Origin of the sequence: Idiomarina sp. PL1-037, from assembly GCF_034422975.1 — a bacterium.
Lineage (GTDB): Bacteria > Pseudomonadota > Gammaproteobacteria > Enterobacterales > Alteromonadaceae > Idiomarina.
The window spans coordinates 79,932-104,440 of the sequence record NZ_CP139873.1 but is presented as its reverse complement, the minus strand read 5'-3'; the positions used below and the strand labels follow the sequence as shown (position 1 = coordinate 104,440).

Genomic DNA, 24,509 nt, shown 5'->3' with positions numbered 1-24,509 from the left:
CCTTCAGTACCCTCTTGGGTGCCGAACGTTTACACAAAGAATTTCAAAAACGTCGCTTTTAGCGGCGTTTTTTTATGGCTAAATGCCTACTTCGCTAAACTTTTTCTAGAAAATCACGATAACCTTACTAATATTGATATTAATCAAACAACTTTAAGGCGCTTATGAAAAATAATGGTCCGGTAACAGGAAAGGAAAACCGCTTTCCAGACCACTATCGGTTGATATCATCAACCGATCTAAAAGGGGTCATCAGACACTGTAACGAAGACTTCGTTAATATTAGTGGCTATACACGCAACGAACTAATTGGTTCACCGCACAACCTTTTGCGTCACCCCGATATGCCGGCCAGCGTTTTCGAGCATATGTGGAAAACCATTAAACGCGGTAAACCCTGGATGGGCTTAGTTAAAAACCGCTGTAAAAGTGGCGACCATTATTGGGTCAGTGCGTATGTCACACCAATAATGGAAAACGATAAGCCCGTGGGTTTCGAATCGGTGCGGGTTGCCACCTCAGATGAACTTAAAAGACGCGCACAAGGTATCTACGACAGACTGAACGCCGGTAAACATGCCATTCCATTTGGCAAGCGTGTATGGTTGGGCTGTAAAGATTTAATACCCGTGATAGTTCCCGGTGCCATAGCCAGTGCCATTATAGCCTCACTCGGCAACCCCTTAGCGGCACTTATCACGTTAGCAGGTACAGCGGTATCAACACTTGCTTATGGGGCCTATGTTGGTCGTATGTTGCAAGGGTTGTTAACTTTACGCCCTGACGCTTTCGACTCTGAGCTGGTCGGTATGACTTATTTCAACAAGCAGGGCCGGGAAGCCAGGCTTGCGATGCAGCTTATTAGCGAAGGCGCGCGTAACCGAACCGCCTTAAGCCGAATGAAAGATGCGGTTGGCGGTCTTCTTAAAGTGACCGAAGATACATACAATCAGGCGCAGCTGAGCAGTCAGCATGTCGATAAACAAACCGCAGCGACACAGCAGACGGCAACCGCGATGAACCAAATGGCCACCGCCATTCAGGAAGTAGCCGACACAATAGAACGTAATGCGGAGCAAGCCGAATCAGCCAAAACCAACATTAACGAAAGTGTCGAGCTGGCAAGAGAAGCCAGTGAAGTTATTATCAGGTTGCATGACGCAGTAAAAGAAATCGCCAAAACGGTGGAAGAGCTTGATCAATCTACCGGGGCTATCGGCGAGGCTGCGGATTTAATCTCATCTATTGCTGATCAGACCAACTTACTGGCATTGAACGCCGCAATCGAGGCCGCTCGTGCCGGTGAACATGGCCGCGGGTTTTCCGTGGTCGCTGACGAGGTTCGCTCTCTGGCTTCCAGAACGACTCAGTCTACCGAAGGTATTCACAAAGTTATTCAGCAACTGCGCGACCGTGCCCGTAATGCCGTAGAAGTATCGAAACAAGGCGAGCAGGCAGCATCGGAGGGGGTGGAAAAAGTTCGTTTAGCAGACAGCGCGCTGGGTGAGATTTCAGTGGCAATTCGGGATATTTCTGACATGTCAGCGCAAATGGCGTCTGCTGTCGAAGAACAAAGTGGTGTTGCCGACCATATCAGTGAACAAATTACTCAGATTGCCGATACTGCCAGCGAGACTCAAAAGACGGCAGACCAAACTCAGCACTCAAGCAACGAACTGCAAAATACCAGCAAAGAGTTGTATTCATTGATTGAGCGCTTTAACTTAAAAAGTTAATGGTTCTGATCGTCTGATACAGAAGCATCATCTTTGTGAGCGCGTCGTTTAGCGGCGCGTTCGCTTTCTTCCAGAAACTCGACGTCATCCATATCAACTTCAGGGATCTCTCCGCAGACATCACCACCAAGCTTATTAACCGCCTGGCACAGGTCTGACACTTTGTTATCCAGCACCTGCACATGATCAAGCATTCGGCCTATTGCCGTTGCCACCGGGTCAGGATTATCTGCCGAGATAGCGTAAGCATCAAAACCGTATTCCTGAGCCATTTTCTTGCGCCGCTCAGTCGTTTCTTTATCAACACCAGACTGAGCTACACGAGCCGGAATACCTACTACCGTTGTTAACTCGGGTACGTCACGGACAACGACAGCGTTAGAACCAATACGGGCAGACTTTTCGACCGTAATCGGACCCAGCACTTTAGCGCCGGCACCGATAACCACTCCGTCTTTTAACGTCGGGTGTCGTTTACCTTTATTCCAGCTTGTACCACCCAGAGTGACACCATGATAAAGAGTGACATCGTCGCCAATCTCCGCAGTTTCACCAATAACCACCCCCATACCGTGGTCGATAAAGAAGCGACGGCCAATTTTAGCCCCGGGATGGATCTCGATACCAGTAAACCAGCGTGAAATATTAGACACAAAGCGGGCAAGCCAATACAGTTTCCAGCCCCAAAGCTTATGGCTTATGCGGTGAAACCAGGTGGCATGAAGTCCTGGATAGTGAAATAACACTTCCATGGTGTTACGCGCAGCTGGGTCTCTTGAAAAAACGCTAGCTATATCTTCCTTTATACCTTTAAAAAACGCCATGCCGCCTCCTCAGGCCGCTGGAAATTGCTTTAATAGCTTATCAACGTCAGCAAGAATAATATCGCGCATCGACTTTTCATAGCCCTCGCGCTGGTCGTCCATTTCCTTCACTTTCTTCTTCGGGAATTTCTTACGCGACTCATGCGTCGGCATATGCTTTATTTTCTCATACATATCGTGCATCGCAGGGTAGTCATTTGAGTAATCGTAATCAACCGCTTCAGGTCGATGATCAAGCAGGACCACGATCCTCAGACATCCTTCAGACAGCGGACATTGCTCCTGCTGCATTGCTTTGGCTATGGTAATAATGCTCTCATCAATACGGTCAACGCGTTTTTGCACCGCAGCTTCGCGAACTTGAGTCTGAGTACGCAAGCGCAACAGTAAAGTCGAAGCGTACCAACCCAGAGCTACAATAATCAATACGCCTACAATGGCGATAATCCAATAGAATTCGCTGGACATTAGCTCTCCTCGTCGTCCCATTCTTCATCGAGTTCATAACCCAGTTTCGCGATCAGCTGCTCGTAACGCTCAGACTTCTCGTCAAGATAGCTTTGCTCTTCTGTTGTCAGAGACTCATCGTTTTCAAAGCGTTCAGCCAGTAACTGCAGTTTGGTATCTTCCTGTAACTGCTTCAGCTCCTGCTCAGGTGTCATCACCAAAGCTATTTTACGGCGACTTCCGTGCCGGGGATCTTTCTCATCCCCTTTTGTTTTGCTTTGTTGCAGAACTTTAGCCGATGAATGTCGCTGACCGGGAGCCTGTCCCTTTCCTTTTTTCTTGCCCTTGGATGCCGCATCTGTTGCGCGTGCATCTCGGGGAGTTTTAGGCTGTGCCAGTGGTCCGGCCTTGCGTGTTTTTTTGCGGCGAGTCATGGTCGCTCCTGGATAACAACTAATATGGTTCATTGTAACGCAATAACATGAATTACGTCAGTGGGAAGCACCGAATTACAAGTTTGTAATGGATTTTAGGCAAGAAAAAAGGCGATGCTCTCACATCGCCTGATTCGCTCATAACATTGGCAGCGCACTGCAACTATGAGAATGGTTGTCACTGTTTCCGAGTTTTTATTGCGGTTTTCCGTAACCTGTCTGCTTTTTATTATTGTTATTATTAAGTGGAGCAACCGCGAGCCTATTGGCTTTACTCCCTGGATTATCGAGAAATAAGATAATATCTGACTTTTCGATAACCTCTCGACCTCTTGTTATTTTTTTGTGTCGAGTCAGCTGTATTTTTACAGTCTTTTTATTATTTTCTCAAGGACTTTTAACATCTTTTTTTTGTTTTTTTCTGTATGGAAGCTCCCCGAGCGTTGTTAAGACTACTTGAACCAAATATTAATTCAATGATTTTATTGATCTAAGAAACAACTTTTTTATTACTTTTTGTTAACAAGAAAAAAAGCACGTCGCTCATAAAATTTCTTATGCTCATAAAAAAAGCGGCCGAGGCCGCTTTTCTATTCGCAAATACGAATTTAATACAAGCCACTCAAGAACTTAGACAGCAACTCAATTTCCTCGTCTGTCATTTTCTCTGTAACGCCTCGCATCATTCCATTCGGGTCGTTTGCACGCTCACCACTACGGAACATTTCTAGCTGAGACTTGGTGTATGCGGCATGCTGGCCTGAAATGTCAGGAAAAGCAGCTAACCCCATACCGTTTCCCCGAGGACCGTGACAGCCAGCGCATGAAGGCATATTGGTTTCTGGGTTTCCGCGGCGGAACAAGTCTTCGCCTTTAGCAACGATGTCCTCAGGTGTCTCACCTTTCGGTTCGTCTTTTGCTGCATAAAACGCAGCAAGATCGGCCATATCTTGTTCTGACAACGAAGCGACTTGCCCCATCATAATGGCGTTGTTACGACCTTCTTCGCCACCGGTTTCTGAAGCCAATTTAAAGTTTTTCAGCTGCTTGAATAAATATTTTTCGTGCTGACCGGCCAAATGCGGATACATATCGGTCGGAGATTCACCATTGGGTCCATGGCAAGCCGCACAAACTTGCGATTTCTCTTTTCCGGCTTCAGCGTCTCCGCTTTGTGCTACTGCGATACCGGCGGTACCGAAGAAAAGTCCCAAAAAGATTGCGAATTTTTTCATGTTTGCTTCTCTTCTGTTCTGGATGGCGCCACGCGCCCCAATAAATCACCTTAAGCAGATTGCTATTTTACACAAAACTTGTGTGGATTAAATGATTAAAACCGAATCAATTGCTAAATGATCATTGGAGATACTGTCCGGATACTTCATAATGTGCGTAGATGTTCCGTTTTTTTAATAAAAGTGACCTTAATAGTGGCAGATCAGCAATTAGATTACGCATCGGCAAAATTTGTGACCAGTGCACCCGATATCAGCAAACTGCCGCCGGACTCGGGCATTGAAGTTGCTTTCGCCGGCCGTTCTAACGCAGGAAAATCCAGCGCGTTAAACACTCTGACTCGTCAAAAAGCGCTGGCCCGTACCAGTAAAACGCCTGGACGAACTCAGTTAATTAACGTTTTTGAGCTTACTACAGGTCAGCGACTGATAGATTTACCCGGCTACGGATTCGCTAAGGTTCCATTGGCAGTCAAAGAGAAATGGCAACGTTCGTTAAGCGAGTATCTTCAGCAACGGGACAGTTTAAAAGGCATCGTGGTATTAATGGATATTCGTCACCCTTTCCGCGAAACTGATCAGGAACTCATTTACTGGGCTGTCGACTGTGACCTGCCGGTACTCGCTTTATTAACCAAGGCAGACAAACTCAAGCAAGGCGCGCGAAAATCAACTGTTTTAAAAGCTAAGCAAGCAGCGATAGCCTTCAACGGCGACGTTCAGGTTGAAGCCTTTTCCTCATTAAAACGTATAGGTGTGGAGCAAGTCGAAGAGAAACTCAACCAGTGGTATAGCAAAGAGTATGACGACGAATAACACACCACCGCTTAGTGCTTGGTTATTATTAGGGCTACTCGCATTGATTTGGGGGAGCTCTTTTTTACTGATAAAAAAAGGCTTATTGGCCTTTGGCCCAATGGAGGTTGGCGCACTACGCATCAGCTCAGCAGGACTTGTGCTTGCGCCTTTCATTGCCCGTCGACTGAATAAAATCACCCGCAAGCATTGGTTAAAGCTTGCCAGTGTCGGGCTGGTAGGCAGTCTTATTCCGGCTTTTATGTTTGCCATTGCACAAACACAGCTGGCAAGCGGCGTTACCGGAGTTCTTAATGCGTTAACCCCTATCGCAACACTGGTTATTGGTGCATTGTTCTTCCATCAGAAAGCGCGCTTAGCACAGGTTATTGGCGTAGCCATTGGCTTGTTTGGTACCTTGCTCCTGGTTACCGCATCGGCGAATGGAAGCTGGGACGTTAATCTGTACGCCTTGTTAGTCCTGGCCGCAACAATTTGTTATGGCCTTAATCTGAACCTCATTAAGCACAAAATCAGTGACTTATCGCCATTAACCATTACCGGCATATCTTTGCTTATGGCTGCCGTTCCGGCAACCATCTACTTGTTTGCAGGAACAGATTTTATGACTCAGGTTCAGCAGCCGGACGCAATGTTGTCGCTGTTTTCTGTTCTGGCTCTGGGTATTGCAGGAACCGCCGGCGCTTTGGTTATTTTTAACCATGTTGTGCAGCTCACCAATACCGTTTTTACCAGTTCAGTCACCTACCTCATTCCCATTGTCGCTCTTATATTGGGGATACTTGATGGCGAAGACTTTTGGTTGCAGCAAGGGTTTGGAATGCTTGCCATTTTAGTTGGAGTTTGGTTCGCTAACCGCAGAGGCCGCTCCGGTCTGGCTGGCATACCGCAAAAATAGGCAGAAAAAAGCCCGGCTAAAAAGCCGGGCGAAAAGTAATCCAGGGAGAACAATTTTTTGAGGGAGGATTAATGCCCTCACTTGTTGTGACTAGACCCTTTATAAAAAGTTCAGACAATTCTCAAAATTAATGAGCTTCATCCCAGTTATTACCTTTACCGGCTTCCGCTATTAAAGGCACATCAAGGCTTGCAGCCTTTTCCATTACTTCAGTTAATTGTTCAATATAATCCGTTAATTTCGACTCTTTTATTTCAAACACCAGTTCATCGTGAACTTGCATTAGCATACGCACATCATCCTGACAGTTATTACGGTCAATCCAGTCGGCAACCTGCAGCATAGCTTTCTTAATGATGTCGGCTGCAGTGCCTTGCATTGGTGCATTGATAGCAGCACGTTCTGCCCCTTTTCTACGGGCACCATTACTGGCTTTTATATCCGGCAAGGGCAAACGACGTCCAAACAAGGTCCTAACGTAGCCTTGTTCTTTTGCCTGCTTGCGCGTGTCTTCCATGTAACGCAAAACTCCAGGGAAGCGTTCAAAATACTTGTCCATATAGTGCTGAGCTTCATGACGGGCAATACCCAATTGCCGCGCGAGCCCAAAGGCTGACATGCCGTAAATTAGCCCGAAGTTCACCGCTTTTGCCTGACGCCGCTGGTCATTAGTAACTTCATCGGACTTACAGCCAAAAACTTCGCCAGCTGTCGCACGGTGAATATCCAAACCTTCGGCAAAGGCTTTAAGCAAAGATGCGTCTTGCGACAAGTGCGCCATAATACGCAGTTCAATCTGGCTGTAGTCGATAGCGACAATCTTGTAACCTTGCTCAGGAATAAAGGCCTGACGCACTCTGCGCCCTTCAGCGGTTCGGATTGGAATATTTTGCAGGTTTGGGTCTGTTGAGGACAAACGTCCGGTTGCGGTTACCGCCTGCTGATACGAGGTGTGTACTCGTCCCGTATCTGGGTTAATCATCTTCGGCAACTTGTCGGTATAGGTTGATTTAAGCTTCGACAGGCCACGGTGCTGCAGGATCACATCCGGCAAGGGGTAGTCATGTGCCAGCTCGTGCAAAACTTCCTCAGCCGTTGACGGCGCGCCTTTTGGCGTTTTCTTCACAATTGGCAACTCAAGCTTTTCAAAGAATATGCGTTGCAGTTGTTTCGGTGAGCCCAGGTTGAACTCCTCGCCGGCAATTTCAAAAGCCTTTTTCTCTAAAGCATCGAGCTTTTCCGCAATTTCCTGGCTTTGCTTACCCAGCAAGTTTGCGTCAATACGCACACCGTATTGCTCCATATCGCACAAGACAGGCACTAAGGGCACTTCGATGTCGGTAAGAACACTTTGCAGCTCGCTGCCGGTTTCTTTTACTTTATTCCAGAGCACATCATGCAGCCGGTAGGTAATGTCCGCATCTTCAGCCGCATAGGGCCCAGCCTGCTCTAAAGCAATCTGATTAAACGTTAATTGCTTCGCGCCTTTACCTGCAATGTCTTCAAAGCTAATGGTTTTGTGGTTCAGGTAATGAAGGCTTAAGGTATCCATGTCGTGCCGCGAACCAACACTGTTAAACACGTAGGAAGCGAGCATGGTGTCATTTAAAATTCTCGCCAGGCGGACTTTATAGCGACGCAGAATATGCGAGTCGTATTTCAGGTTTTGCCCCACTTTTTGCGGCTTTTCAGCTTCAAGTAAAGGCTTTAACTGCTCCAGTAACCAGTCCCGCCCAACCTGATCCGGCGCTTCCATATAATCATGCCCGACAGGTATATAAACAGCTTCGCCAGGTGCCATGGCTAACGACACACCAACCAGTTGAGCTTCCATATAATTAAGGCTGGTTGTCTCGGTGTCAAAAGCAAAGTAATCACATTTCTTCAGTTGCGTTATGTAATCGCTGACCTCTTTTTCAGTCATCAATACGCGGTACGCATCTCTGTTGATATCGCTGGTTGGCTTTTCACCATCGGTTTCCCCCAGCGCCTGATCCGTTGCCGCCCCAGTTTCCATTAATTCGCCAAGCCACCGGCGGAATTCACAACGACTGTAGAGCTCCTGCAGTTTTTCGCTGTCTGCCGTCTGTATTTTCAACTCTTCCGGTTGTAAGTCCATTGCCACATCGAGCTTAATGGTCGCTAGCTCACGCGACATCAGCAGCTGTTCTTTATATTCATTAAGCTTAGCCGGCATAGACTTCGCACCACGAAAAGAGAGCTCAGTTACTGCATCCACATTTTCGTAAATAGCGTCAATGCTGGAAATACTTTGCAGCAGTGCCTGTGCTGTTTTCTCGCCCACTTTGGGCAGCCCAGGAATATTGTCTGAGCTGTCACCCATAAGCGCTAAGTAATCAATAATTTGGTCTGGCTTAACCCCGAACTTTTTCTCAACCCCTTCAGGGTCCATTAAAGTATCGGTCATGGTGTTAATGAGCATGACATGTTCATTGACCAGCTGAGCCATATCTTTATCGCCGGTACTAATCAGCGTAAAGCGACCTTTCTCACCAGCCTGTCGCGCCAGCGTGCCAATCACATCATCGGCTTCAACATCGTCAATGCAAAGCAGCGGTAAACCCATAGCCCGGACAATGTCATGCAAAGGTTTAATCTGACTTCGCAGATCGTCCGGCATTGGCGGGCGATTTGCTTTGTAGTCCTGATAAATGTCGCTACGAAATGTTTTGCCTTTGGCATCAAAAACTACGGCCATATGGCTCGGTTTATAGCGCTTTAGCAGGCTTCTCAGCATATTAACGACGCCGTAAATAGCGCCGGTCGGTTCACCTTTAGAGTTAGTTAAATGCGGCGGCGCATGAAAAGCGCGGAATAAATATGAAGAACCATCGACAAGGATAAAAGGATTTTCTGGAACAGATGTGGCCATAGTTAAGAACCTAAATTAAGCGTTACCTATAGGATGCCACAGAACGACAATTCAGACCACTGAACAGAGTGTGTATAACCTGTTAATAACTCTGTTAACAACGGTTCATGCCACAGCCGGAAGTTTGAATTTCCCCGTGTCCAGAATTTTCTTAACTCATTGATAGTATGGGATTTAAAACGGCAGGTTTCCCGAAATACCTAGTACTTTTTATTGTTATGTTTCACTGTGGAAACTATTCTGCTCTTGTCCTGAAATAGAAGGAAATGCTTCAAAAACAGGCCAAACAGATTACCATAAAATCAGCAATGATCTACTGACAAATTCAGTTTTTTTATAACCTTTTGTTCCTCATTTTTCTTTACTTATAAAAAGCAAAGAAAACCCCTTTTCAATCAATCAACTAGGGGCTCGCATTTCAGCCATAACAAATGCAGTATCGGGACGTTCGCCTTCCATCCAAAGTTGGTAAGATGATGCGGCCTGCTCAATCAACATGCCAAACCCATCGCTGACATTTTTACAGCCGGCCTGCGTCAGCTGCTCCATAAAGACCGTTGGTTGGTCTGCATACATTAAGTCATAGCCAGAGGCATTTTCGGATAGTACCGAGGGGAGCGTTAAACGCTGTCCATTCAAGCTGCTGCTGGTTGCATTAATCAGCAGATCTATGGGCTCGTCAATTTCAGACGCAGACGGGCGTACCTGAATTCGGTTCGCTGCAACCAACCCTAATGCCTCTAGCTGAGATTTAAGCGTTTCAGCTTTCTCTGCTGTTCGATTAACCAAATACAGACACCGCGGCTTTTGCTCCAGAAGAAGAGGTAGTATTCCGCGCGCTGAGCCTCCGGCGCCAAAAACAACAAGTGAGCGCCCACTTACTTTAAACCCTTTGTTCTTAAGGTCGATAATTAAACCTTCGCCGTCAGTATTATCACCTAAAAGCTGGCCATTGCCGTAGGGAATTAAGGTGTTTACTGCGCCCGCTAACCGCGCACGATCGGACAATTTAGTAACCAACGATGCAGCCTGCTGTTTAAATGGCAAGGTGACATTAGCACCCTGCCCGCCACGGCGGAAAAATTCAGCAACCCGGCGGGGAAAATGCGCAGGCGTGGATAAATAGCGTTGATAGTTAATTGAGTCCTGCCGAGTCTGCGCAAATAACGCATGAATACGCGGGGACAGGCTATGCGCTATAGGATTCCCGAATACGCCCAGGCTGGTCACTAGTTTCATACTGACAGCCAGTCTCTGGGTTTTAAATAATACTCAGTAAGTTGCTCTTCCTCAGAACCGGGCTGAGCCTGCCAGTCGTATTCCCAACGCGCCAGCGGTGGCATCGACATTAAAATAGACTCCGTTCTGCCACCGGTTTGCAGGCCAAACAAAGTTCCCCTATCCCAGACCAGGTTAAACTCCACGTATCGCCCGCGGCGATATAGCTGGAAGTCTCTTTGTTGCTGAGTATAAGCTAAGTTTTTGCGGCGCTCGACAATAGGCAGATAAGCTCTAGTGAAAGCATCCCCCACCGCTTTTATAACCGAAAAGCACTCGTCAAATGAACGGTCATTAAGGTCGTCAAAGAATATACCACCCACACCACGCGCTTCATCGCGATGCTTAAGGAAAAAGTAGTCATCGCACCAGGCTTTGTACTCCGGGTAAAGCTTTTCATCGACGCTATCGAGCGCGTTTTTCGCCTGTTGATGCCACTCAATAATGTCTTCGTCAAAAGGGTAAAACGGCGTTAAATCGAAGCCGCCACCAAACCACCAGACCGGTTCTTCACCTTCTTTTTGCGCAATAAAAAAACGCACATTCATATGGACCGTCGGCACCATAGGGTTTTCCGGGTGCATTACCAGAGAAACGCCACAAGCATTAAAGTCGCGCCCTTCCAGCTCCGGTCGATGTGCCGTTGCCGAGGCAGGCATTTTCTCACCGTAAACGTGCGAAAAGCCCACACCGCCCTGTTCAAAAACCGAACCGTTTTTTATGATCCTCGAGCGACCACCGCCGCCTCCCGGCCGGTCCCAGCTGTCTTCCTGAAAGCTCTGCTCACCATCCGCCTGCGCCAACTGTTGGCAAATAGCATCCTGCAACGACATGAGGTAACTTTTTACCTGCTTCAAGTAATCATTATGCATCGTCTCTGAGAACCTGATTATTTAGTGGGTTTATAATACGAGTAGGGTTTGCGGCTCCACCGGTGTTTTCATCCATTATCCAGTCCACGCTGTCACCAAATTGCTGACGAACCTCTGCCGCGGTTCGGGCGGGTTCCTGGCCAGTTAAATTGGCGCTGGTAGAGACTAAAGCATGGCCCAGTTCGCGGCACAGCGCTCTGGCAGGTTCATGCGCAGTTACTCGCACAGCGATGGTATCGCGACCGCCCGTCAATAAGGTTGATACGCCCTTTCTTACCGGCAGAATTAATGTAACTGGCCCAGGCCAATGTGACAAAACGCTGAAACGTTTGTCCTGCGCAATAGCGGAGTCCTCAATATAGGGAAGTAACTGACTGTAATCGGCGGCAATTAATATAAGACCTTTCTCAACGGGCCGCTGTTTCAGGCTTAATAGCCTCTGCACAGCAACCTCATTGCGAGGATCGCATCCCAGTCCGAATACCGCCTCTGTCGGATAGGCAATAATGCCCGTTTTTATAGCGCGGTGCGCTGCTTCCCATGTGTCTGCCATAATCACTCCTCAACTCAATGAGTCGAATTATAACGCGTCCGACTTATAGTCGCATTGCTTTTGCGGGCAGACTTTGCGAATTCCAGCGGCGGTTTTCTTTTTCACCAGCAGCGGGTACTGGCATTTCGGACAGGCTTCATCGACCGGAGGCTGATTCACGGTAAACTGACATTTCGGGTACTGGTCGCAAGCATAGAATACGGTACCGCGCCGCGATGTTTTTTGGTGTAGCTGGCCTTTGCCGCATTCAGGGCAGCGAATTGTCTCTTCTTCCTCAACGTTCGGTTCAGTAACGAACTCACATTCAGGAAAATCGCTGCAGCCAACAAATAAGCCATAACGACCGCTCTTTAACTGCAGTTCTTTGCCACACTCAGGACAGGGGACGCCAAGATCTTCAGGCTCAATTTCAGATTGCTCCCGAAGACCTCGCTTATAATCGCAGTCAGGGTAACCAGTACAGCCTAAAAAGCTGTTATGCCCAACATGTTTAATAACCAGTGGTCGCTCACAACAGGGACAGCGCTCATCTGATGACATTAATGCAGGGGTCCTTCAGCTTCCTCAAACAGCAAACCTTCCATTTGGTCGTACGCGGCTTCCTGGCCCGGAACATTAAACAACACCATAAGTACAACCCATTTCAGGTCATCCAGAGTAAAGTTCGGCGTTTCCAGTTCCATCACACGGTCAATGACCACTTCGCGCGTAGCAAAATCAAGCACACCCAGATTTTCCAGGTACATCAGAAAACCCCGACTCTGGCTGTCCAAACGAGTCATCTCTGCCGCAGTATAAATACGGGTTGACTGCTGGGGAGCAACATCCAGATAAGATTTGGTTTCCATTTGCTGTAAATCGGCCAGGCGTTCTAGCCACGCCAAAGCCTTCTGGATTTCCTGGTGACGGAAACCAGCCCGGGTAAGTTCATTGGTTAACTCATCGTGATCAACTACAACTTCCATTTCCGAATGAATGTAGTTTTCAAACAAGTACATGAGGATATCAAACATACTTTAGCGCCTCCCCACTTTTATATAACCGCCTGGTACGGCTGCCACTAGCCCTTCTAATTCGAGTAACACTACTTTCTCCATGACTTCAGCAACCTCGAGTCCGGACAATTGTACCATGTCATCAATTGTTCGTGGCTCTGAACTCAGACTAGCGAACAATCGATTGTTTGCCAAGCTTTCATCGCGACATTCTGTATCACCTTCTATGGCAACCTCAGTATCGTCAACCGAGAACCAGTCGAGAATGTCCTGCGGCGTATTAATTAACTTAGCGCCCTGTTGAATTAACCAGTGGCAGCCCTGATGCTCCGGCAACAACACAGACCCCGGCACCGCTCCAACTTCACGCCCTTCGTTCAACGCGTGTATTGCCGTTGAAAGCGAACCACTTTTGCGTGCTGCTTCAACCACTACCACAGCCTGACTGATACCACTAATAATACGGTTACGGCGGGGGAAATGATCGACTCGCGCGGTTTGCCCCGGCGGAAATTCAGAAATCAGCAGCCCCTGATGCGCAATAAAATCCTGTAAGGCTTTATTTCTTCTAGGGTAATACTGATCGATACCGGTACCTAAAACCGCTATGGTTTTTCCTTTATCGGCTGCGGTTTTATGTGCCTGAGCGTCAATGCCCATAGCCAGACCGCTAACCACCACAACACCCGCCGCCACTAAGCGCTCGCTAAACCAGTCAGCAATTTGTAACCCACTGTGAGTGGCTTTGCGGCTGCCAACAATAGCCACACTAACACCCTGCAGCAGCTCTTTACGGCCCCGGTAATAAAGTAACCAAGGCGGATTAGCTATGGCTTTTAACGCAGTTGGGTAATCTTCACTAAAGTAAGAAATAACGCCCTGATAGTCACTACGACACCAGCTTTCAGCGGCGTTTAACCAACGCGGCTCTACCGGTTTTAGCGATTGTCCCCATCGCTCAAAAATGGCTTCCCAGTTCTCACATTCCCGAGCAGCTTTCTGTACCTTGTTTGATGCGCGTGTCATCCCCATTAATACACATAATTCCTGTGTGTTCACAGACTGTCCTTGACCTACCAATTTAAGGTAAACTAAGGGTAGATGAAGAATTGGAGGTTCTAATGGCAAAAATGACGGTTCTGCAATATCCGGACGAACGTTTGCGCAAAGTCGCACAGAAGATTGAAAAGGTAGATGACAATATCCGCTCGGTTATCGACGATATGTTTGAAACCATGTACGAAGAACAAGGCGTAGGCCTTGCGGCAACCCAGGTTGACGTGCACAGACGGCTGTTTGTTTCTGATTGCAGCGAAGATCAAAACGAACCGCTGGTGTTCATTAACCCGGAAATTACCGAAGCGGAAGGCCACTTTAAGAACGATGAAGGCTGTCTGTCGTTTCCCGGCGTTTACGCAAAAGTTGAACGCGCTGAGAAAATTACAGTGACTGCACTGGATAAAAACGGTGAGCGTTTCAGCCGTTCGGCTGAAGGGCTACTGGCTATTTGTATTCAGCATGAAATGGATCACTTAGACGGTAAACTCTTCGTCGACTATTTGTCGCCACTAAAACGCGAGCGCATTCGCAAAAAGCTTGAGAAAGAGCAACGTTTAGCCGAGAAGCAAGCGGCGGAAGCACAATAATGCGAATTGTCTTTGCCGGTACTCCGGACTTTGCAGCACAACACTTACAGCAACTACTTGATGAATCTCATCAGGTAGTGGGTGTTTATACGCAGCCCGACAGGCCTGCAGGACGAGGTAAAAAGCCACAACCCAGTGCAGTTAAAAAGCTAGCTCTTGAGCACCAGCTTCCTGTTTATCAGCCCGAGTCTTTAAAGTCGGATGAGGATCAGGCTGCACTAGCCGAGCTAAAACCTGACGTTATGGTTGTGGTGGCTTATGGCTTACTGCTTCCGCAGGCGGTATTGGATATTCCCGCAAAAGGATGCCTGAACGTACACGGTTCTTTGTTGCCCCGCTGGCGAGGTGCCGCTCCAATTCAACGCGCGATATGGGCTGGCGATTTAGAATCCGGTGTCTGCATTATGCAAATGGAAGCCGGCCTGGATACCGGTCCGGTGCTGCACGAAGAGCGCTGCGCTATCAGTCCGGACGAAACCTCGGCTTCGCTTTATCACAAGCTTGAAAGCCTGGGGCCTAAGGCATTAATTAAAGTTTTAGAAGACCTCGACGGCTATCAGAGCCAGGCTAAGCCGCAAAGTGACGCCAATGCCACTTATGCGAAAAAGCTGACCAAGCAGGAAGGTAAAATAGACTGGACACAACCGGCGGCCTTTATCGAACGCTGCGTACGAGCGTTTAACCCCTGGCCAATGAGCTGGTGCCAGTCAGAAAATTTAAAAGCCGGACAGAACACACTAAAAATTCACGCAGCTGAACTTATTCAGGGTGCCAGCAATAAAGGTCCGGGAACGATTATTAACAGCACACACGAAGGCATCGACGTGGTGACGGGGGACGGTATCTTACGTATCACTCAAGCGCAGATGCCAGGCAAAAAGGTTCAGCCAGCCAGTACCCTAGTAAACGGTTATAGTAATGTCTTTAGCCCGGGACTGGAATTACAATGAGCCAGCAGAAAAAGCCAGAAAACAGCGGTCAGGGAGCAACTAGCCGGGCCGCCGCTGCAACCGCCCTCTTTCATGTATTAGAGAAAGGTGAGTCGCTTTCCGCAGCTTTACCCCACGCCACCGGTAACCTCTCTGACGCAGACAAACGTCTTGCCAGTGCAATTAGCTACGGTGTTTTAAGGGTTCTGCCCAACCTTAACAAGCTGGTTGGGGCTAAACTGGATAAGCCACTTAAAGGTAAGCTTAAAGTATTGCACTACTTACTACTGGTAGGTGCCTATCAGCTTTATTGTCTGCGCATTAAAGATCACGCTGCCGTCAGCGCCACAGTAGAAGCGGCGCGTATTCTGGGCAAACGTAATCACAAAGGCCTGGTAAACGGTATACTCCGTCAATTGCTTCGCGAAGCGCCAACTGCAGATGAGTCACAGCAGCGCGAGCTGCCTGTTGACGCGATGGAAAATCATCCGCGCTGGTTGTTTGACGCAATTCAGGCAGACCACCCGCAAAAAGCCAGCGACATTCTTTTAGAAAACAACGCTCACCCGCCCATGTGGTTGCGCGTGAACCGTCGTTTTTTCAATCGCGATGACTATTTGAGACAACTGGAAGACAGTGGTATTGCTGCCGAAGGCGACACCCTCGCCAGCGATGCTATTCGGCTGCATTCACCTGTTCCGGTTGAAAGGCTTCCGGGCTTTGACCGCGGACACGCATCGGTGCAGGACCGTTCGGCACAGCTGGCTGCTGATTACCTGAACGTAAAGGCTTCCCACCGCGTACTCGATTGTTGCGCTGCTCCAGGAGGCAAGCTATTGCACCTGCTTGAGCGAAACGACTTTGAACAACCGGTTCAGGCCATTGATATCGATGCTAAACGTCTTGACCGAGTGGACGAAAACCTGGAGCGCGCCGGTTTAAGTGCCGTAGTTCATTGCGCCGATGTTTCTGTAACCGACGACTGGTGGGACGGCGAGCAGTTTGACCGCATACTTTTGGATGCCCCATGTTCTGCAACAGGCGTAATACGCCGCCACCCTGATATTAAATGGCTGCGTCGCGCTGAGGACATTAATGAGCTCGCACAATTGCAAAACCAGATACTCAATTCGCTTTGGCCTTTACTTAAAAACGGCGGGGAACTGCTTTACGCAACCTGCTCTATTCTAAACCAGGAAAACCAAACTCAAATTGAGTCTTTTCTAAAACAGCAATCGAGTGCTAGTCTGATACCTATTGATGAAAAGCAGAAAACTCTGCAACTGCTCCCGGGTGAACATAACGGGGATGGTTTCTTTTACGCGAGATTGAAAAAAGTCGAATGAAAATTATCATACTCGGTGTTGGCCAGGTTGGTGGCACATTAGCAGAAAACCTGGTTGGCGAACGCAACGATATCACCATAGTTGATACCAATAACGATTTACTAGACGATTTGCAGGATAAGTATGATCTGCGGGTCGTCGTTGGTAACGGAGCCCATCCTGATGTTTTACGTCGCGCGGGTGCCGACGATGCCGACTTACTTATTGCAGTAACCAGCAGCGACGAAACCAATATGATTGCCTGTCAGGTTGCTTACTCGATATTTAATACACCAAAGAAAATAGCCAGAATTCGCTCTGAAGAATATATCCGCTATAAAGATCAGCTTTTTCATAATCAGGATGCACCGGTTGACCACATCATTTCACCGGAACAACTGGTAACCAGCTATATTCGCCGGCTGATTGACTACCCCGGCGCTCTGCAAGTTATGGAGTTTGCCAACGGACGAGCCAGTCTGGTGGCGGTAAAGGCCTACTACGGCGGAAAGCTGGTTGGTCATGCTATCTCAACACTGCGGGAGCATATTCCCAATATCGACACCCGGGTTGCGGCTATTTATCGTCAGGGTAAGCCTATACGCCCTACCGGAACCACAATCATCGAAGCCGATGATGAAGTCTTCTTCATTGCAGATACTCGCCACATCAGCACCGTAATGCAGGAACTGCAAAAGCTGGAAGATAAGTACCGCAGAATAATGATTGTTGGTGGCGGGAACATTGGTGCCGGTCTGGCGAAACAACTGGAAGTTGATCACCGGGTTAAGCTGATAGAGCGCTCAGAAACCCGCGCGGAAGAACTTTCTCAAAGCCTTGAGCATACCTTAATTTTCCGCGGTGACGCGTCCGATCAAAAATTGCTGGAAGAAGAGCACGTTGAAGACATCGACGTATTTATTGCGGTTACCAACGACGACGAAGCGAATATTATGTCAGCCATGCTGGCTAAACGCATGGGCGCCCGTAAAACCATGGTGCTCATTCAGCGTAGCGCCTACGTTGACTTGGTGCAGGGAGGCGAAATTGATATTGCCATTTCACCGCAACGCGCCACAGTGTCAGCTCTACTAACTCACGTACGCCGTGGCGATATTGTTAACGTTTACTCACTGCGAAAAGGTGCGGCCGAAGCTATTGAGGCAATTGCACATGGTGATGAAGACACCTCCCGAGTGGTGGGTAAAGCCATTAAAGATATCAAGCTTCCGCCGGGAACCACCATTGGTGCGGTTGTCCGAGGACAAGAAGTGCTTATGGCGCACAGTGAAACCATTATTCACTCCGACGACCACGTTATTCTTTTCTTGCTGGATAAAAAGTACATTGATCAGGTTGAAAAAGTCTTCCAGCCAAGTGCGATGTTCTTTTAGTCCAGTTCTTTCAACTGCACCCGGCCACGGGTGGCAGCTTGTAGCTTCTTCTGCAACGCCCCAACATTCACGGGGCGTAGCAACACCTTAAGCCGCACACTCTCTTCATACTCCGAAGATTCCATTTCAGCATTGGCCTCAAGCAAAAGTGGTTCAACATCGCCCTGATCGGTATAAGCAAAGTTTAACTGAAAGCGTTGTTTAAAAACCCGCTGCTCTCTTTCAAGCTCATTCAGTGCAGCAACTGTCGCGTCGGTATAGGCCCGCTGAAGTCCGCCCGTTCCCAGCTTCACTCCACCGAAATATCTCACAACTATAGCGGTAACCTCACCTACACCACTATTTTGTAGCGCCATAAGCATAGGTCGCCCTGCCGTTCCGGAAGGTTCGCCGTCGTCGCTGTAAGCCATACTTTGACTGTTATTAGGCGCGGAAAAAAGCGACGCAGAACAGTAGTGAGAAGCTTTGGGCCAGCGCTTTCTTACGACCGCCAGAAACTCAGCGGCGCTATCGGCGTTTGCTGTATGTGCCAGGCACGCAATAAAGCGGCTGCCTTTAACTTCTATTTCGACTTCCGTTTCCGAAGCCGGAATGTCGTAATCCTGATCATGCAAGACGGGTAACCTTTTTCACGTACTCATCTAAAGCAGTTTGGCGTGTAAGGTTATCATTTCGCTCCCGGTAAACCACAATATTATCCTCAACTCGCACGCCACCAAAGGGTTTAAATTCATCCACTCGGCGCCAGTTAATTAAATGCTTATTGCGCGAATTTGCCAGCTTCTGCAGCAAAGGCTCAATAAAGTAGATTCCAGGTTCAATGGTATAAACCTGTCGAGGCTCTACGGTACGAGTGGTTTTTAACGTAAGGTGACCACTTGGTGGTGCTATTGGAGTGCCCCTTTCATCAGCCTGCGCGGCACCAACGTCGTGTACCTGCAGGCCCAAGGGGTGCCCTAAGCCATGCGGAAGAAATACCGTGGTTATACCGTCTTCAATCATTTGTTCTGGACTGCAACTGACAAAACCAAAAGCAAACAGTACATTAGCAATTTGTTCATGAGCCAACTGGTGCAGCGCAGGGAATTCAACGCCCGGCTTCATTTTATCAATTAAAGCCAATGTAATTTGATCAAGTGCAGCTATCAGCTCTTCGTATTCATTGTGTTGTTTAGACCAGGTACGGCTAACATCGGCAGCATAACCGCAAACCTCAGCGCCCGCATCAACCAGCATCGACTTGAGCGAGCCTGAAACTTTCTTGTCGGGCATCCAGTGATGCAAAACACTGGCATTTTCATTTTGTCCAATAATGTGATTATAAGGCACTTCGTTCTGCCCTTGCCGAGTAGCCGCCATGTATTTCAGCAGACAATCAAACTCCGACTCACCGTTAAAAAACGCGTCAGCGGCCGCAACATGGCCTTCAGCCGCAAGGTGGTTTGCCTGGGTTAAACAGGCAATTTCGTAGTCGGTTTTAAACAAGCGATGATAATGAAAAAAGTGAAGCACAGGATCTGGGTTTATATTCTCAAAACCCAGAGCCTTGGCAACCTCAATATGTTCACCAAGGTAAGCCGCGTTTTTCTTTCCGTAAGGAAGCAGTTTTTCAATGGCCTCTGGCGAACTGATGTGTTCCACGTGGAACTCTTCTAACCAAGGAGCACCCTCGAGGCTTGCCGTCGTATGCCAAAAGTCCGGAGAACTTAATAAAACTAGTGTCGGTCGAGTGTTCGGCTTCAAGATAATCCAGGCATTAGGCAACTGGGTTTCCGGGCACCAGGCTTTAAAATGAGGATTAGCACGAAAGGGATAATTCATATCATCCAAAAACCAGCGCTTTTGCTGGCCCGAATGAATAGCAACTAAATCTAAATTTTCTCGTTTAAAAAGTCGTTCAGCACGAGTCTGAAGCTGTTTTATATGGTCAGGAAACAACGGCCACAAATCTGCTATTGCAGTCATATTGGATTGCCTTATTCAGTATCAACAATTGTCATATCAACAACTTGCTCAAACAAATTATCCTCGTTACCACCCAACATCCTATAAATTTGCTGATAACTCAATACCGCTTTTACGTAATCTCTCGTTTCATGGTACGGAATGGTTTCGACCCACTCGTCAGCAGCAACAGGTTCGTCGGGTAACCAGTCTTTAACTCGATAATAACCTGCATTATAACTTGCTGTAGCTAATAACCAATTATTCTCAAAGCGGTGTTTCAGTCGACTTAGATAGTCAGTGCCCAGGCGCACATTAACAGCGGGGTCGTTCAACCGCCGCCAACTATTATTTTTAGTGTCCAGTTGCTTTGCGGTACCAGGCAGAATCTGCATTAGCCCCCTTGCACCGGCACTTGAATAGGCATCGTGCCGAAAATTACTTTCCCGACGCGTAACAGCTAAAGCCCAGCTTTCATCTATTCCGGCGGCTTGTGACGCCCGCCCTAATATGTCTTTGTAAGCTAATGGGAAACGAATGCCCACAGCGTCAAAATGCCCTATTTGCGCTAATGTCCATATCGCCTGATCGTGCCATCCCCACTCGCTGGCGAGATAGGCCGCGACCTTTTGCTCCTCGCCATCAAGCTGCGTCAATAAATGGTTCCATTCGCGCCGGGCGTCGACCCAGCGCTCCAGTTGAATCAGTTCATACGCACGTTGCACGCTAGGATGATTACGAATTTGCTCGAGTTGAACAACACTGACTTCAAGTTTCTCTTGTTCAAGGCTCACCGGCTTTTGTAATCGTGCGGCCGCCAGAAAGCCGTAGTAATGCCGTTCGTCTGATAAATCTTCGTACAGTTCTTGTGCGGCCAAAGCGTTACCGGTTATCTCTTGTGAACGAGCCAGCCAGTAACGCCATTGATTGCCCTGCCGAATGGCAACCGGCAAACTTTGGATCGCATCTCTCAGGCCTTCGTAATCTTTGTCCTTAAGATAAATAGCCAAACGCCACTGTAAAACTCGTTCATTTAACGCGTTGACCGGAACGCGGTCATGCCAGACACGAGCTTCAGGGTGAGAGTTTAAGCTTAATGCAACAGCAAATTCTTCCGCAATACGCCCTTTTTGTTGTTCGGTAAAGGGTAGTTGTGAGCTCAGCTTTTTATAGCTTCGCAGAGCAATGTTTTCGTTACGCCAAACCAGCGTAGTTAAAGCATAGGTGACTATTTGTGCCTCTTTTCCAGGATAGCGGCCCTTGTACCAGGAGTCGTCCTCTATAGCGGCGGGTGAATACCTAACCTTATGATAAAACTCACCCAGATACTGCTGTAACTCAGGCAATAAACCGGTTAAATACGGAAGTAGAGTCGGGTTACCGTGTTCGGCCGCTAATTCCAGTCGCTCCCAAACCTTTTCTTCAGTGCGCTCACCCAGTTCCGCCCATTCGTCCAGGACAGGGTCACAAGCCGAAGGAAGCGAAAACCCATGCTTCCAGATAGCGTCCACTTGGCGTAGAAAAGGCCCATCTTCCAGACCCGTTTTACGTTGTGACTCTATAAACTGACAGCGATGAGTTAGGGTTCCCGGATGCCGGAAGTCCCGGATAAAGCGTGAATATTCCTCCTGCCCTGCCAAATAGGTAAGCCAGGGTTGCCTTAATTGCCAGTCCAGAGGGGTCTTTTCGTACTTTTCAAGAAAGGCCAAAACGCGGTCTTCATTGGCCAGGTATCCAATTTGCTCAAGTCGAGCCAGTTCCAGATACGGCAGCAATGGATAACCTTTCAGCTTTTTCAGTAATAACCGATACTCGTTCAGACGACCACGTTTAGCCGCGTACTCTGCTTTTTTGAATAGCTCACGCTGCTGCTCCCGTTGCTTTGTATCAACAGGCTCAGACTGAACCGCACCAGCGCTCAGCAAGAACAAAGCGAGAAACAATGGCGCACTGTAACGTATGATAAACGACTGCTTTTTCATTAATTCAAACGCATGTTTAAATAACCGTTGAAAAATTGGCGTATTCGCGCCAAACTCTATCTACCTTAACCCAAAGCTATATCAGAATCAGTTTCTTTATAGCAACAAATTAATGGAAGTCGTGGGAGACCCAAGATGATCTATCAAGGTGAAAGCATTCGGGTCGATTTTATCGAACCAGGTTTCGCAGAACTACAATTTGATGCGAAAGGCTCGGTTAATAAATTCGACCAGGCGACATTAGAAGAATTCAGTGAAGCACTGACAAAATTACAAAACACTAACGACCTGCGCGGCGTCATTGTCACCAGTAGCAAGTCGACCTTTATTGTCGGCGCTGACATTACCGAGTTCCTGACACTATTTTCTGATCAGGAAAAAACCCGCAGCTGGGTGGCAAAAGCTTCTCGCGTATTTGACCAGTTGGAAGACCTGCCAGTACCAACAGTTGGTGCGGTAAAAGGTTTCGCATTAGGCGGCGGTTGTGAAGCCTTGTTAGCCTGTGACTACCGTGTAGCGGACACCACAGCAACTCTCGGCCTGCCGGAAGTTAAACTGGGCCTTATTCCTGGCTTTGGCGGCACCATGCGTTTACCTCGCGTAATTGGTCCGGACAACGCACTTGAGTGGATAACCACAGGTAAAAACAACAAAGCTCATGATGCACTAAAAGTCGGCGCTGTCGATGCGGTTGTTGAACCAGAAAACCTGACCAAAGCAGCTCTTAATTTGGCGAAGGAAGCTGCAGCCGGTCAACAGGACTGGAAAGCCAAGCGTCAGCCAAAACTTGAACCATTAAGAGCTAACGACACCGAGTTGATGATGACTCTGGTTACCGCTAAAGGCTTAATTGCAGCGAAAGCAGGCAAACACTACCCGGCACCGCACAAAGCGTTAGAAGCGATAGAAAACGGCGCGCGCGAACATCGTGAAGGCGCATTAAAAGCAGAAAACAACGCGTTTTTCGACCTGACCCAAACCGACGCGTGTCAGGCACAGGTTGGTATCTTCCTGGCGGACCAGGCGGTTAAAAGTAAGTCTAAGAAGTACGCGAAAGCAGCAACCAAAGAAATTAAGACAGCAGGTGTTTTGGGTGCCGGCATTATGGGCGGCGGTATCGCTTACCAGTCAGCGCTTAAAGGCGTACCGGCGGTTATGAAAGACATTAAGCAAGACGCTTTAGACTTAGGTATGAAAGAAGCCGGCAAGATCCTGAAGAAAGGTGTCGAGCGCGGCAAAGTTAACAGCGAGAAGATGATTAAAATCTTGTCTTCTATTACGCCTACGCTGCTGAATGACGCAGTCAAAGACGTCGATATTGTCGTAGAAGCCGTTGTTGAAAACCCGAAAGTTAAAGGCTCGGTACTGGCAGAAATTGAAGGCGTAATAGGCGATGACGCCATTTTGACGTCAAATACTTCGACCATTTCTATTACTGAACTCGCTAAGAACCTGAAGCGCCCTGAAAAATTCTGCGGTATGCACTTTTTCAACCCGGTACACAAAATGCCATTGGTTGAAATTATCCGTGGCGAGAAAACCTCAGATGACACCGTTAATGCGGTAGTCGCCTATGCGCTTAAACTTGGCAAAACCCCTATCGTTGTTAACGACTGCCCGGGCTTTTTAGTCAACCGTGTATTGTTCCCGTACCTGGCAGGCTTTGCCGGCATGGTGGATGAAGGCGTTGATTTCGTCGGCATCGACAAGGTTATGGAGAAGCAGTTCGGCTGGCCTATGGGTCCTGCTTATTTGAGCGATGTGGTCGGTATCGACACAGCTGATCATTGTACCGTTGTGATGGAAGCAGGCTTCCCGACCCGCATGAAGCGCGACGAGTCAAGCGCCATTGCTAAACTGGCGGCTGCTGAGCGTTACGGTCAGAAAAACGGCAAAGGCTTCTACGTTTACGGCACCGACAAAAAAGGTAAGCCAACCAAAGAGGCAGATCCAGCCACTTACGAGCTGTTAGGTTGTGAGCAAGGCAAAAAACTGGATGCTGACGAAGTCATTGCGCGTTGCATGATCCCTATGGTGAACGAAGTCGTTCGCTGCCTGGAAGAAGACATTGTTGGCTCTGCTGCCGAAGCAGACATGGCGCTGCTTTATGGCTTAGGCTTTCCTCCATTCCGAGGCGGTCCTTTCCGTTATCTGGAAACGCTTGGCATGGACAACTTTATTCAACTGGCAGACAAGTACGCGCACCTGGGTGAAATTTATCAGGTTACCGACGGCATGCGTGAAATGGCTAAAGCCGGTAAATCTTACTTTGACACAACCAGCGCGAAGTAAGGCTTGAGGAGGTTAT

General features: G+C 48.1%; 22 protein-coding genes. 8 read left to right on the top strand and 14 right to left on the bottom strand.

Features of this window, described 5'->3' with window-relative positions; all coding sequences use genetic code 11:
* Positions 1-164: 164 nt before the first annotated feature.
* Positions 165-1,736 (top strand): methyl-accepting chemotaxis protein, encoded by a 1,572-nt coding sequence (locus tag U0358_RS00475; protein WP_322406630.1) that lies wholly within the window; start codon positions 165-167, stop codon positions 1,734-1,736.
* Here U0358_RS00475 and cysE read toward each other — a convergent pair.
* The 4 genes from cysE to U0358_RS00455 form a co-directional block, all read right to left on the bottom strand.
* A complete protein-coding gene (gene cysE, locus U0358_RS00470; protein ID WP_317498344.1) occupies positions 1,733-2,560 on the bottom strand; it encodes a serine O-acetyltransferase in 828 nt (275 codons plus the stop codon). The genes U0358_RS00475 and cysE overlap by 4 nt on opposite strands.
* Positions 2,561-2,569: 9 nt before the next feature.
* Positions 2,570-3,028, bottom strand: a complete 459-nt coding sequence (locus U0358_RS00465; RefSeq protein WP_317498345.1) for a DUF2489 domain-containing protein — start codon at positions 3,026-3,028, stop codon at positions 2,570-2,572.
* Positions 3,028-3,441, bottom strand: a complete 414-nt coding sequence (locus U0358_RS00460) for a GTPase-activating protein (protein WP_317498346.1) — start codon at positions 3,439-3,441, stop codon at positions 3,028-3,030. Before U0358_RS00460 ends, U0358_RS00465 begins: the two co-directional genes overlap by 1 nt.
* Positions 3,442-4,049: 608 nt before the next feature.
* Positions 4,050-4,676 carry a c-type cytochrome gene (locus tag U0358_RS00455; protein WP_317498347.1) on the bottom strand — a complete coding sequence of 209 codons (627 nt, stop codon included), beginning with the start codon at positions 4,674-4,676 and terminating at the stop codon, positions 4,050-4,052.
* Positions 4,677-4,871: 195 nt separating this feature from the next.
* Between U0358_RS00455 and yihA the strand changes: the two genes are divergently transcribed.
* Together yihA and U0358_RS00445 are read left to right on the top strand one after the other, a co-directional pair.
* Positions 4,872-5,492, top strand: a complete 621-nt coding sequence (yihA, locus tag U0358_RS00450; RefSeq protein WP_011233291.1) for a ribosome biogenesis GTP-binding protein YihA/YsxC — start codon at positions 4,872-4,874, stop codon at positions 5,490-5,492.
* Complete coding sequence (locus tag U0358_RS00445; RefSeq protein ID WP_317498348.1) at positions 5,479-6,390, top strand: DMT family transporter; 912 nt, start codon at positions 5,479-5,481, stop codon at positions 6,388-6,390. Before yihA ends, U0358_RS00445 begins: the two co-directional genes overlap by 14 nt.
* 127 nt (positions 6,391-6,517) lie before the next feature.
* Here the strand turns inward: U0358_RS00445 and polA are convergent, their stop codons facing one another.
* The 7 genes from polA to dprA all read right to left on the bottom strand — a co-directional run bounded on the left by polA (position 6,518) and on the right by dprA (position 14,040).
* Complete coding sequence (gene polA, locus U0358_RS00440) at positions 6,518-9,283, bottom strand: DNA polymerase I (RefSeq protein ID WP_322406629.1); 2,766 nt, start codon at positions 9,281-9,283, stop codon at positions 6,518-6,520.
* A 399-nt stretch (positions 9,284-9,682) separates the two neighbouring features.
* The gene (gene aroE, locus U0358_RS00435; protein WP_322406628.1) at positions 9,683-10,522 is read right to left on the bottom strand and encodes a shikimate dehydrogenase; all 840 of its coding nucleotides are present in this window, start codon (positions 10,520-10,522) and stop codon (positions 9,683-9,685) included.
* Positions 10,519-11,433, bottom strand: coding sequence for an oxygen-dependent coproporphyrinogen oxidase (gene hemF, locus U0358_RS00430; RefSeq protein WP_322406627.1), 915 nt, complete (start codon positions 11,431-11,433; stop codon positions 10,519-10,521). Before hemF ends, aroE begins: the two co-directional genes overlap by 4 nt.
* Positions 11,426-11,986: an L-threonylcarbamoyladenylate synthase type 1 TsaC gene (locus U0358_RS00425; RefSeq protein ID WP_317498352.1), complete on the bottom strand. Its 561-nt coding sequence runs from the start codon at positions 11,984-11,986 to the stop codon at positions 11,426-11,428. Before U0358_RS00425 ends, hemF begins: the two co-directional genes overlap by 8 nt.
* A 27-nt stretch (positions 11,987-12,013) precedes the next feature.
* Positions 12,014-12,526 carry a DNA topoisomerase family protein gene (locus U0358_RS00420; protein ID WP_322406625.1) on the bottom strand — a complete coding sequence of 171 codons (513 nt, stop codon included), beginning with the start codon at positions 12,524-12,526 and terminating at the stop codon, positions 12,014-12,016.
* The gene (locus tag U0358_RS00415) at positions 12,526-12,999 is read right to left on the bottom strand and encodes a DUF494 family protein (protein ID WP_011233284.1); all 474 of its coding nucleotides are present in this window, start codon (positions 12,997-12,999) and stop codon (positions 12,526-12,528) included. Before U0358_RS00415 ends, U0358_RS00420 begins: the two co-directional genes overlap by 1 nt.
* Before the next feature lie 3 nt (positions 13,000-13,002).
* Positions 13,003-14,040, bottom strand: a complete 1,038-nt coding sequence (gene dprA, locus U0358_RS00410; protein ID WP_322406624.1) for a DNA-processing protein DprA — start codon at positions 14,038-14,040, stop codon at positions 13,003-13,005.
* 62 nt (positions 14,041-14,102) lie between these two features.
* On the opposite strand from dprA, the gene def reads away from it, so the two are divergent.
* Genes def through trkA form a run of 4 tightly spaced genes read left to right on the top strand, consistent with a single transcriptional unit; the run spans position 14,103 to position 18,275 of the window.
* A complete protein-coding gene (def, locus tag U0358_RS00405; RefSeq protein ID WP_322406623.1) occupies positions 14,103-14,627 on the top strand; it encodes a peptide deformylase in 525 nt (174 codons plus the stop codon).
* Complete coding sequence (gene fmt, locus U0358_RS00400; protein WP_322406622.1) at positions 14,627-15,577, top strand: methionyl-tRNA formyltransferase; 951 nt, start codon at positions 14,627-14,629, stop codon at positions 15,575-15,577. The genes def and fmt overlap by 1 nt, the downstream gene beginning before the upstream one ends.
* The gene (gene rsmB, locus U0358_RS00395) at positions 15,574-16,902 is read left to right on the top strand and encodes a 16S rRNA (cytosine(967)-C(5))-methyltransferase RsmB (protein ID WP_322406621.1); all 1,329 of its coding nucleotides are present in this window, start codon (positions 15,574-15,576) and stop codon (positions 16,900-16,902) included. Before fmt ends, rsmB begins: the two co-directional genes overlap by 4 nt.
* Positions 16,899-18,275: a Trk system potassium transporter TrkA gene (gene trkA, locus U0358_RS00390; protein ID WP_011233279.1), complete on the top strand. Its 1,377-nt coding sequence runs from the start codon at positions 16,899-16,901 to the stop codon at positions 18,273-18,275. Before rsmB ends, trkA begins: the two co-directional genes overlap by 4 nt.
* Here trkA and U0358_RS00385 read toward each other — a convergent pair.
* Genes U0358_RS00385 through U0358_RS00375 form a run of 3 tightly spaced genes read right to left on the bottom strand, consistent with a single transcriptional unit; the run spans position 18,272 to position 22,201 of the window.
* Positions 18,272-18,889 carry a YigZ family protein gene (locus U0358_RS00385; RefSeq protein ID WP_317498358.1) on the bottom strand — a complete coding sequence of 206 codons (618 nt, stop codon included), beginning with the start codon at positions 18,887-18,889 and terminating at the stop codon, positions 18,272-18,274. The two genes, trkA and U0358_RS00385, sit on opposite strands and share 4 nt — an antisense overlap.
* Entirely contained in the window at positions 18,882-20,240 is a 1,359-nt protein-coding gene (gene pepQ, locus U0358_RS00380) for a Xaa-Pro dipeptidase (RefSeq protein WP_322406620.1), read from the bottom strand. The genes U0358_RS00385 and pepQ overlap by 8 nt, the downstream gene beginning before the upstream one ends.
* An 11-nt stretch (positions 20,241-20,251) precedes the next feature.
* On the bottom strand, positions 20,252-22,201 hold the full coding sequence (locus U0358_RS00375; RefSeq protein WP_322406619.1) for a transglycosylase SLT domain-containing protein: 1,950 nt from the start codon (positions 22,199-22,201) through the stop codon (positions 20,252-20,254).
* A gap of 135 nt (positions 22,202-22,336) precedes the next feature.
* Between U0358_RS00375 and fadB the strand changes: the two genes are divergently transcribed.
* Positions 22,337-24,493 (top strand): fatty acid oxidation complex subunit alpha FadB, encoded by a 2,157-nt coding sequence (gene fadB, locus U0358_RS00370; protein WP_322406618.1) that lies wholly within the window; start codon positions 22,337-22,339, stop codon positions 24,491-24,493.
* Positions 24,494-24,509: the final 16 nt, after the last annotated feature.

Bases quoted from the DNA above. Each gene is read 5' to 3' on its own strand.
- U0358_RS00475 (WP_322406630.1), top strand. From the start codon at position 165: ATGAAAAATAATGGTCCGGTAACAGGAAAGGAAAACCGCTTTCCAGAC.
- cysE (WP_317498344.1), bottom strand. From the start codon at position 2,560: ATGGCGTTTTTTAAAGGTATAAAGGAAGATATAGCTAGCGTTTTTTCA.
- U0358_RS00465 (WP_317498345.1), bottom strand. From the start codon at position 3,028: ATGTCCAGCGAATTCTATTGGATTATCGCCATTGTAGGCGTATTGATT.
- U0358_RS00460 (WP_317498346.1), bottom strand. From the start codon at position 3,441: ATGACTCGCCGCAAAAAAACACGCAAGGCCGGACCACTGGCACAGCCT.
- U0358_RS00455 (WP_317498347.1), bottom strand. From the start codon at position 4,676: ATGAAAAAATTCGCAATCTTTTTGGGACTTTTCTTCGGTACCGCCGGT.
- U0358_RS00445 (WP_317498348.1), top strand. From the start codon at position 5,479: ATGACGACGAATAACACACCACCGCTTAGTGCTTGGTTATTATTAGGG.
- polA (WP_322406629.1), bottom strand. From the start codon at position 9,283: ATGGCCACATCTGTTCCAGAAAATCCTTTTATCCTTGTCGATGGTTCT.
- aroE (WP_322406628.1), bottom strand. From the start codon at position 10,522: ATGAAACTAGTGACCAGCCTGGGCGTATTCGGGAATCCTATAGCGCAT.
- hemF (WP_322406627.1), bottom strand. From the start codon at position 11,433: ATGCATAATGATTACTTGAAGCAGGTAAAAAGTTACCTCATGTCGTTG.
- U0358_RS00425 (WP_317498352.1), bottom strand. From the start codon at position 11,986: ATGGCAGACACATGGGAAGCAGCGCACCGCGCTATAAAAACGGGCATT.
- U0358_RS00420 (WP_322406625.1), bottom strand. From the start codon at position 12,526: ATGTCATCAGATGAGCGCTGTCCCTGTTGTGAGCGACCACTGGTTATT.
- U0358_RS00415 (WP_011233284.1), bottom strand. From the start codon at position 12,999: ATGTTTGATATCCTCATGTACTTGTTTGAAAACTACATTCATTCGGAA.
- def (WP_322406623.1), top strand. From the start codon at position 14,103: ATGGCAAAAATGACGGTTCTGCAATATCCGGACGAACGTTTGCGCAAA.
- fmt (WP_322406622.1), top strand. From the start codon at position 14,627: ATGCGAATTGTCTTTGCCGGTACTCCGGACTTTGCAGCACAACACTTA.
- rsmB (WP_322406621.1), top strand. From the start codon at position 15,574: ATGAGCCAGCAGAAAAAGCCAGAAAACAGCGGTCAGGGAGCAACTAGC.
- trkA (WP_011233279.1), top strand. From the start codon at position 16,899: ATGAAAATTATCATACTCGGTGTTGGCCAGGTTGGTGGCACATTAGCA.
- pepQ (WP_322406620.1), bottom strand. From the start codon at position 20,240: ATGACTGCAATAGCAGATTTGTGGCCGTTGTTTCCTGACCATATAAAA.
- U0358_RS00375 (WP_322406619.1), bottom strand. From the start codon at position 22,201: ATGAAAAAGCAGTCGTTTATCATACGTTACAGTGCGCCATTGTTTCTC.
- fadB (WP_322406618.1), top strand. From the start codon at position 22,337: ATGATCTATCAAGGTGAAAGCATTCGGGTCGATTTTATCGAACCAGGT.